Below are 7,700 nucleotides of genomic sequence, written 5' to 3'. Positions count from 1 at the left end.
GGGGGCGCCTCCGGTGGGGTGGGTCGGGACACCCTATGTTTCCGCGCTGTTTCTGTCAGCCGCGTCCCCGCAGTTGTAGCGCAAGCAAAACGAGCAGAACACCCCTCTATGCGGAGAAGTCGCACTACGCGAAGAAGGCTCCCGCCGGGGCCGGGCCCGCTCCTACCTTTCCGGGGCAAGCACAGAACCGGGAGGAATGCATGACCGAGACCCCGGCGATCGAGCTGACCGGCGCGACCAAACGCTTCCGCACCCCCTCGGGGGCGTTGCACACCGCCGTCCGCGATCTCGATCTGACCGTCGCCCAGGGCGAGTTCGTCGCCGTCGTCGGCCCCACCGGCTGCGGCAAGTCCACCACGCTGACCCTGGTCAGCGGCCTGGAGGAGCCCACCGAGGGCGAGGTCCGGGTGTACGGCGAGCCCGTGCGCGGGATCGACCCCAAGGTCGGGTTCGTCTTCCAGCAGGACGCCGTCTTCCCCTGGCGCACCGTCCTGTCCAACGTGATGGCCGGCCCGCGCTTCCGCGGCGTGCCCGCCGCCGAGGCCAGGGAACGGGCCCGGGACTGGCTCGGCCGGGTCGGCCTGGCCGCCTTCGAGGACCGCTACCCGCACCAGCTGTCCGGCGGCATGCGCAAGCGCGTCGCGCTCGCCCAGACCTTCGTCAACGACCCGGCGATCCTGCTGATGGACGAGCCGTTCTCGGCCCTGGACGTGCAGACCCGGGCCCTGATGTCGGACCAGCTGCTGGAGCTGTGGGCCGGTACCGGCTCGTCGGTCGTCTTCGTCACCCACGACCTGGACGAGGCCATCGCGCTCGCCGACCGGGTCGTCGTCATGACGGCCGGACCGGCCACCGTCAAGGAGGTCTTCACCGTCGACCTGCCGCGCCCGCGCACCGTGGAGGCCGTCCGGCTGGAGCCGAGGTTCGTCGAGCTGTACCGCGAGATCTGGGCCTCGCTCGGCGAAGAGGTGCGCATCACCCGGGAGAGAGGAGCGGGTCGTGCCGCTTGAGACCGCGTCCGATTCCGTGCCCGAGTCCGTGTCGGGAGCCGCGCCGGGAGCCGCGCCGGCCGGCGCCGGGAAGCCCCCGGCCGTCACGACGAGGACCGAGGCCCGCGAACGGGCCGCCCGCAACCGCCGGTTGGTCGTCTACGGCGCCCGGGTCGCGGTGCTGCTCGCCTTCCTCGGGCTCTGGGAGGTCTGCGCCCGCACCGACGTCATCGACCCGTTCAACTTCTCCCAGCCGTCCAGGATCTGGGACCAGATCTGGCAGTGGGTCACCCACGGCACCGCGCAGGGCTCGCTCGGCGAGCAGATCGGCTACACCCTGTACGAGGCCCTCGCCGGCTGGGTGATCGGCGTCATCGGCGGCGTGCTGCTGGGCATCGCGCTCGGCCGGATCCGCTTCCTGGCCGACGTGTTCGGGCCGTACATCAAGGTGCTCAACGCGATCCCGCGGATCGTGCTCGCGCCGATCTTCCTGATCTGGTTCGGCCTCGGCCCGGCCTCCAAGGTCGCCTCCGCGGTGGTGCTGGTGTTCTTCCCGGTGTTCTTCAACGCCTTCCAGGGCGCCCGCGAGGTCGACCGCAACCTCGTCGCCAACGCCCGCATCCTCGGCGCCGACAACCGCAGGGTCACCCTCCAGGTGGTCATCCCCGCCGCCACCACCTGGATCTTCACCAGCCTGCACGTCAGCTTCGGCTTCGCGCTGATCGGCGCCATCGTCGGCGAGTACATCGGCGCCACCAAGGGCCTCGGCCTGCTCGTCGCGGCCGCCCAGGGCACGTTCAACGCGGCCGGCGTGTACGCGGCCATGACCATCCTCGCCGTCGTCGCGCTGCTCACCGAGGGGCTGCTGACCTTCGCCGAGAAGAAGCTGTTCCGCTGGAAGCCCGCCGACGCGGGCGACGGCCGCTGAACCTCCCCCGCCCGTACGAAGAGAGGCCCCCACCCATGCGCAGAACGGCTGCCGCCGCCCTCGCCGCCCTCCTGCTCCTCCCGCTCTCCGCCTGCGCCAACGACGCCGCCACCGCCGGACACGGCGCGGTCGCCGCCCCCGCCGGGCAGCAGGTCGACGGACCCAAGGTCAAGATCATGGTCGGTGGCCTGGACAAGGTCATCTACCTGCCCGCGATGCTCACCCAGCGGCTCGGCCACTTCGCCGAGGCCGGCGTCAACGTCGAGCTGATGACCGAACCGGCCGGCGTCAACGCCACCACCGCGCTGCTCGCCGGGGACGTCCAGGGCGCCGTCGGCTTCTACGACCACACCATCGACCTCCAGGCCAAGGGCAAGAAGGTCGAGTCCGTGGTGCAGTTCGCCCAGGCGCCCGGCGAGGTCGAGGTGGTCTCCAGCAAGCAGGCCGACGCGATCAGGTCCGGCGCCGACTTCAAGGGGAAGAAGCTCGGCGTCACCAGCCTCGGCTCCTCGACCGACTTCCTCACCAAGTACCTCGCGGTCAAGAACGGCACCGCCGTCAGCGAGTTCAGCCCGATCGCGGTCGGCGCCGGCCAGACCTTCATCGCCGCGCTCCAGCAGGGCAGCATCGACGCCGGGATGACCACCGACCCGACCGTCGCCGCCGTCCTGGACAAGGGCCTCGGCAAGGTCCTCTACGACATGCGCACCCCCGAGGGCTCGCGCGAGGCGCTCGGCGGGCTCTACCCGTCCTCGTCGCTGTACATGAACACCGACTGGGTGGAGAAGAACAAGGACACCACCCAGAAGCTCGCCAACGCCTTCGTGAAGACCCTCACGTGGATGTCCACCCACAGCCCCGAGGAGATCGCCGCGAAGATGCCCGCCGACTACGCCCAGGGCGGCGCCGAGCAGTACGCGGCGGCGATCAAGGCGACGCTGCCGATGTTCACCACGGACGGCGTGATGCCGGCCGACGGGCCGAAGACGGTGCTCTCGGTGCTCGCCGCGTTCCACCCGGACGTGAAGGGCAAGGAGGGGTCGATCGACCTGGCGAAGACCTACACCACGGAGTTCGTCGCCAAGGCCGCCGGCTGAGCCCCGCCGCCGACAGCGGTCCCGCGCCCACCCCCACGGGCGCGGGGCCGCTGTGCGTCAGAGCCCTCGTACGGACAGCACGTCCATCCGCGACGGCGTCCCCGCCGCCTTGCCGCAGCTCTCCGGACGCGCCGGCTCGCTCACCGTCTCGATCACGTCCACCTCCCAGGACCTGCCGTCCCGGTGCAGCACCGTCACCAGCCAGCGGCGCTCACCGTCCGGCCGCTGGACGAGCGTCAACGCGTCCACCCCGGTCTCGCCGGTCGCCAGCCGCACCGCGTGCTCGGCCGCCTGGCCCGGACGCTCCCAGCCCGAACAGCCGCGCGACCACTCCGGCACCGTGTGCCCGGCCGCCGTCGCCGCCAGCACCTCCTTGGCGGTCTCCGGCGTCAGCCGCCCGTACGCGTAGCCGTACGGCAGCACCAGCATCGTGGGGGAGAAGCGGTGCCCGCCCAGGTGGGTGACCTCCCACACCTCGCTGTGCCCGGCCGCCGCCAGCTCCGCCGCGAGCGGACGGCCCAGCAGCGCGCAGCAGCGGTCCCGCCGCCCGTTGGTGCACACCAGGGCCACCGGGCCGCCGACGTGCTCCGCACCGAAGCCGGTGTGGTCCCCGGCGCCCAGCGCCGCGAAGTCCAGGCCCAGCAGCTCCGCCGGATCCGCCACCGCCGCCCGGCGCACCCAGTCGCGGCCCGGCACCGTGTGCGCCACGAGCACCTCGTGGCGCGGGGTCGGCAGGCAGTCGGCGTGCCGCCCGGGCCGGCGGATCAACGCCACCCGCACGCCCGTCCCGGCCGCGGCCGCCTCCAGCGCCCGCCCCACCGCCGCGTCCAGATGGCTCTCGCCCAGCGCCTTCGCGCCCCACGGCCCGTTCTGCTCCACCAGCAGCCAGGTGCTCGCCACCGCCGCCGTCGCGGCCAGCGGCTCCGAAAGTTCACGCGACACGGTCGCACAAGTGCTCACGCCGGCAAGGCTACCCTCAGCTGATCACCCTCACTCGATCACCCGAAGGCGGCCTTCACCCGCTGCGCGACCTCCTCGTCCACCGTGTCGTACATCGGCTCGGAGACGGTCGGGAGGTCGGCGAACTCCAGGTGGATGCTGCGGACGACGTCCGCGAACAGCTCCGAGTACAGCACCCAGTCCTCCGGGCACGGGGTGCTCAGCTCCAGCGAGAGCAGCTGCGACTCGTTCGGCAGCGGCAGGTGCACCTGGATCACCGAGGTGGTCAGCACCCCGTCGACGAGCGGGACCGCCAAGCCGTCGAGCGGGGTCGACCCGTCGTCCACCGCGGTCGCCACCGCGTCGATCACCGCGACGGCCCGCCCGGCCGGCAGCTCGACCGCCGTCACCTCCGCCTCCGGACGGGACAGGGCCAGCCGGGTGAGCAGGAAGTCCACCGCGCCGGGGTAGTCGGTGCCGACCAGCGGGCAGACCGTGGCCGTGATCGACGCGGTGCTCGGTCGGCCGTCCACGTCCACCAGGCACATCCCGGCGTGGATCACCCCGGCCTCGGCCATCGACGGGATCAGCCCGGCCAGTGCCACGGCCCAGCGCACCCGCACCTCCTCGGGCTGGGAAGCCAGCACCTCGCAGACCAGCTCCCACAGCTCCTCGGCCACCTGGTCGTCGGTGCCGAGCACCGGGACTTCGTGGAAGGCGGGCGGGACGACGAAGCGGATCTGGAGCCGCGCGTCCTCGGCGGGACGGTAGGCCGTCGGTATGTCGGGCATCGAGCTTTCCTGGGAGGTCATGACGGCTTGCGGATCCGGTTGTGGACGTCCAGCCAGGACGGCGGGACGGGGACCGGGACGCCGTACGCGCGGGCTTCGACGAGCAGGTCGAGGTAGGCGGCGGCACGGTCGCGAAGACCGGAGCGGTGCCAGGTCCAGTGCGCCCTCAGCGCGGGGAGGGCGGTGAGCGCGCAGAAGGCCACCAGGCCGCCGATGACGAGGATGGACTGCCGACGCTGCTCGGAATAGCTGAAGTCCGAGCCGAGGAAGCCGACCAGCACGGCCACGCAGAAGACCAGGGCGGAGACATTGGTCCACACCAGTCTCCGGCGGACGGTGCGCCGCTGCGCGGTGAGCAGGCCCCGGACCGCCTGTTCGTCCAGGAAGTCGAGGCCGTGCGGGGCACCGAGTTCACGGGCCCGGGTGGCCAGCGGCCAGTGCTGTGCGAGCGCGGCGGGCGGCAGCACCGGGAACGCGGGGTCGATCACCGCGTCGGGCGGCCACCACGAGCCGGGCTGCGCAGCGACGGACGGCGGGGGCACGGGGGCGTACGGGCCCGGACCGGTGGGGTATGCGGCCGGTGGTTGCGCTTGCGGAGCGGGCCGGGCGTCTGCGTCCCATGACGCCTGCTCGGTATCGGCTCCCCACTCGGTGGGGATCCGGACCGTCAGCCCCGCGCGCCTGGCCTGGTTCAGCAGCCCGATGTACGCGGTGAAATGTACGGAAGCTTCAGTCTTTGCCGATCCGCGGTTCGCGCCCCATATCCAGAGTGCGATTCCGGCCGGAACCCCAAGGATCACTGCTGCCCAATTGCCGGTGATCCAGGAAGCTGCTACGCCCATGATGATGAGCAGCAGCGCCAGTTCGTCGAAGGAGTCCAGCCGATTCCGTAGCCGCATGTGTCTGATCACCACATTGCGGGCCACATCGTCGTTCAGCAGAGTGACACCGTAGAGTGCCTCGGCCCGCCGTGCCGCTTCGGCTACCTCGGGCACGGAAACGAGCTGCCCGCCCGAGACGGGAAGGGTCACGTAGAGGTCCTTGACCATGCGCCTGTCCTCTCAGCCGACGGCGTTCAGGAACGGAGCGGACGCCGGTCGGTACGCGGGCTTCGGAAGCGGTCCCGGGGCCTCGACGTGGGACGCCCGGGCCTTCTCCTTCTCGCCGTCCTGGTAGAAACCGTAGGCGAGCCCGTTCGCCTTGTTCGTGATCGTGACCGTGCGGGGGTCCACTGCGACACCCGCCTTCTTGAGCCCGCCGACGATGAGCTTGGTCGATATCGGGTTCATGGTCTTCTCGAACAGGCCCGCGCCGGCGGCCGAGGTGCGTTCGGCGGCGCCGGCCCCCTCGGCCGCCACCGAGGTCCTGACGTTCCGGATCGGGGCTCGGATCACCTTGTTGACGACACCGACGCCCTGGACCTTCGTGATCGACTTCCCGGCGGTGGCGAAGCCCTTGATGGCGCCGACGCCCGGGATCACCCCGAGCCCGTCCAGTCCGATCTTCAGCCAGGAGACGTCCTGGCCCCGGGACTTGGCGATGCCGTGCCCGGCCATCGCGGCCGCGCTGGTCAGCATGGCCGCGGCGCCCAGCAGTGGGCCCGCCACGGGGACCGCCAGTGCGGCGATCGCCAGCACGGCTGAGATCTTGGACAAGTCGTCCGCGTGCTCGGCGAGGAAGTCCAGCGACTTCTGCCAGGCGTGCTCCACCTTGTCCAGCATCCGCTTGAGGAAGCTCGGGTCCGGCGGGTGGTGCCGGGACGCCTCCATGATCGCCTTGGCGGCCGCCTCGGCCTTGTTCTTGTGGTCCGCCAGCTGCTTGTGGCCGTTCGCGATCACTTCGTCGAGCTGGTGCGCGAGCTGCTGCTGGGCCTGGAGTTTGGCCTCGAAGTCGGCCTTGGCCTTCGACTGGGCCGCCGCGTCGGTGGACTGCGCGGAGGCGTCGAGGGCCTTTCCCGCAGCGTCGCACTGGACGTTCATGTCACCCAGCCGGGAGCGCAGTTCGACGGCCTGGGCCTCCATCGTCCGGCCGTTGGCGAGCAGGCCGGTGAGCTGGGTGTGCCAGGCCTTGAGGGCCCGGGAGCAGGCGGCCATCGAATCGTGGCCCTGGGTGAGGTACTTGGGCAGTTCGCCCAGTTTTCCCGCGAAGTTGCGGGCCGCCTCGCCCTGCCAGGCGCTGCCGTCGGAGCCGAGGTCGGCGAGGGTGTGGCGCAGTTCCTCCAGTTCGCGGGCGACGGCGTCGACGTCCGCGTACATCTTGGCGATGGCCGGAAGGTCCCCCGGGGCCGGGCAGAAGCCGAGGCCCGGCCAGTTCTTGTCACTCATGGTGGAAAGTCAGTCCCCCTGTTGGTCGGCTCAGGTCGCGCCGAATCCCTTGGCCGTGCCCTGCTCGTTCTCCCCGTAGTTCTTGAGCGTCGCGTCCAGGCCCTCGCGCAGGCCGTGGGCGAGCTTGGCCATCCGGCCGATGCCGCCGTGCCAGTGGTCCTCGAAGCCCTTGCACGCCGCGTCGAGCCGTGCGGTGCCCAACTGCTTTCCCTTGCCGAGGTTCTCGAGGCTCTTGGCGACCGCCCCCATGCGGGTGCCGCATTCGTCGAGTTGTTTGGACACCGTTCTCATCCGGCCCATGTCGATCTTGAATTCTTCAGCCAACTGCCATGCCCCCCAAGGCTGGTGACGAGGTGTCGAGCACACCTGTTCGGTGAACCTAACCCATGGGAGGGCAAAGTTCGGGCCATGACCGGGAATTGGAGATCGCCGTTCCGCATCCCCGGCCGGGCGGGCACGAAAAAGCGGAGGGGCACCGGACGATGTCCGGTGCCCCTCCGCTCGGGCGGGAGCCGCTACGCCGGGCCGGCGACCACCGCGATCGGGGTGGTGACCGGGGTGCCGGAGCCGTCGCGGCGCGGGTCGCGCTCGGGCAGGTCGACCGGGGCGCCCTTGGCGGTGGCGGCGCGGGC

8 protein-coding genes are annotated in these 7,700 nt (G+C 71.3%); 3 read left to right on the top strand and 5 right to left on the bottom strand.

Annotated elements, in window-relative coordinates; all coding sequences use genetic code 11:
- Positions 1-200: 200 nt before the first annotated feature.
- From AE652_RS09485 to AE652_RS09475, 3 genes are read left to right on the top strand one after another with little or no spacing between them, the layout of a single operon-like run.
- Positions 201-1,010, top strand: a complete 810-nt coding sequence (locus AE652_RS09485) for an ABC transporter ATP-binding protein (RefSeq protein ID WP_049650781.1) — start codon at positions 201-203, stop codon at positions 1,008-1,010.
- A complete protein-coding gene (locus AE652_RS09480; RefSeq protein WP_369808280.1) occupies positions 1,000-1,917 on the top strand; it encodes an ABC transporter permease in 918 nt (305 codons plus the stop codon). Before AE652_RS09485 ends, AE652_RS09480 begins: the two co-directional genes overlap by 11 nt.
- Positions 1,918-1,952: 35 nt before the next feature.
- Positions 1,953-3,014, top strand: coding sequence for an ABC transporter substrate-binding protein (locus AE652_RS09475; protein WP_049650780.1), 1,062 nt, complete (start codon positions 1,953-1,955; stop codon positions 3,012-3,014).
- Between the two features lie 57 nt (positions 3,015-3,071).
- Here AE652_RS09475 and AE652_RS09470 read toward each other — a convergent pair whose 3' ends face one another.
- Genes AE652_RS09470 through AE652_RS09450 form a run of 5 tightly spaced genes read right to left on the bottom strand, consistent with a single transcriptional unit; the run spans position 3,072 to position 7,392 of the window.
- Positions 3,072-3,974, bottom strand: coding sequence for a sucrase ferredoxin (locus tag AE652_RS09470; protein ID WP_049650779.1), 903 nt, complete (start codon positions 3,972-3,974; stop codon positions 3,072-3,074).
- A 38-nt stretch (positions 3,975-4,012) separates the two neighbouring features.
- Positions 4,013-4,744, bottom strand: coding sequence for a hypothetical protein (locus AE652_RS09465; protein WP_049650778.1), 732 nt, complete (start codon positions 4,742-4,744; stop codon positions 4,013-4,015).
- A 17-nt stretch (positions 4,745-4,761) separates the two neighbouring features.
- Positions 4,762-5,793 (bottom strand): hypothetical protein, encoded by a 1,032-nt coding sequence (locus tag AE652_RS46260; RefSeq protein WP_159028403.1) that lies wholly within the window; start codon positions 5,791-5,793, stop codon positions 4,762-4,764.
- Positions 5,794-5,805: 12 nt separating this feature from the next.
- Positions 5,806-7,068, bottom strand: a complete 1,263-nt coding sequence (locus AE652_RS09455; protein ID WP_049650776.1) for a WXG100 family type VII secretion target — start codon at positions 7,066-7,068, stop codon at positions 5,806-5,808.
- 30 nt (positions 7,069-7,098) lie between these two features.
- Positions 7,099-7,392, bottom strand: a complete 294-nt coding sequence (locus AE652_RS09450; RefSeq protein WP_147409165.1) for a type VII secretion target — start codon at positions 7,390-7,392, stop codon at positions 7,099-7,101.
- Positions 7,393-7,700 lie beyond the last annotated feature (308 nt).

It is taken from the genome of Kitasatospora sp. MY 5-36, from assembly GCF_001182915.1.
Taxonomy (GTDB): Bacteria; Actinomycetota; Actinomycetes; order Streptomycetales; family Streptomycetaceae; genus Kitasatospora.
This window is presented reverse-complemented; position numbering and strand designations above follow the sequence as displayed.

Excerpts from the sequence above, each read along its gene's own strand:
- AE652_RS09455 (WP_049650776.1), bottom strand. The coding sequence starts at position 7,068 with ATGAGTGACAAGAACTGGCCGGGCCTCGGCTTCTGCCCGGCCCCGGGG.
- AE652_RS09485 (WP_049650781.1), top strand. The coding sequence starts at position 201 with ATGACCGAGACCCCGGCGATCGAGCTGACCGGCGCGACCAAACGCTTC.
- AE652_RS09465 (WP_049650778.1), bottom strand. The coding sequence starts at position 4,744 with ATGCCCGACATACCGACGGCCTACCGTCCCGCCGAGGACGCGCGGCTC.
- AE652_RS46260 (WP_159028403.1), bottom strand. The coding sequence starts at position 5,793 with ATGGTCAAGGACCTCTACGTGACCCTTCCCGTCTCGGGCGGGCAGCTC.
- AE652_RS09475 (WP_049650780.1), top strand. The coding sequence starts at position 1,953 with ATGCGCAGAACGGCTGCCGCCGCCCTCGCCGCCCTCCTGCTCCTCCCG.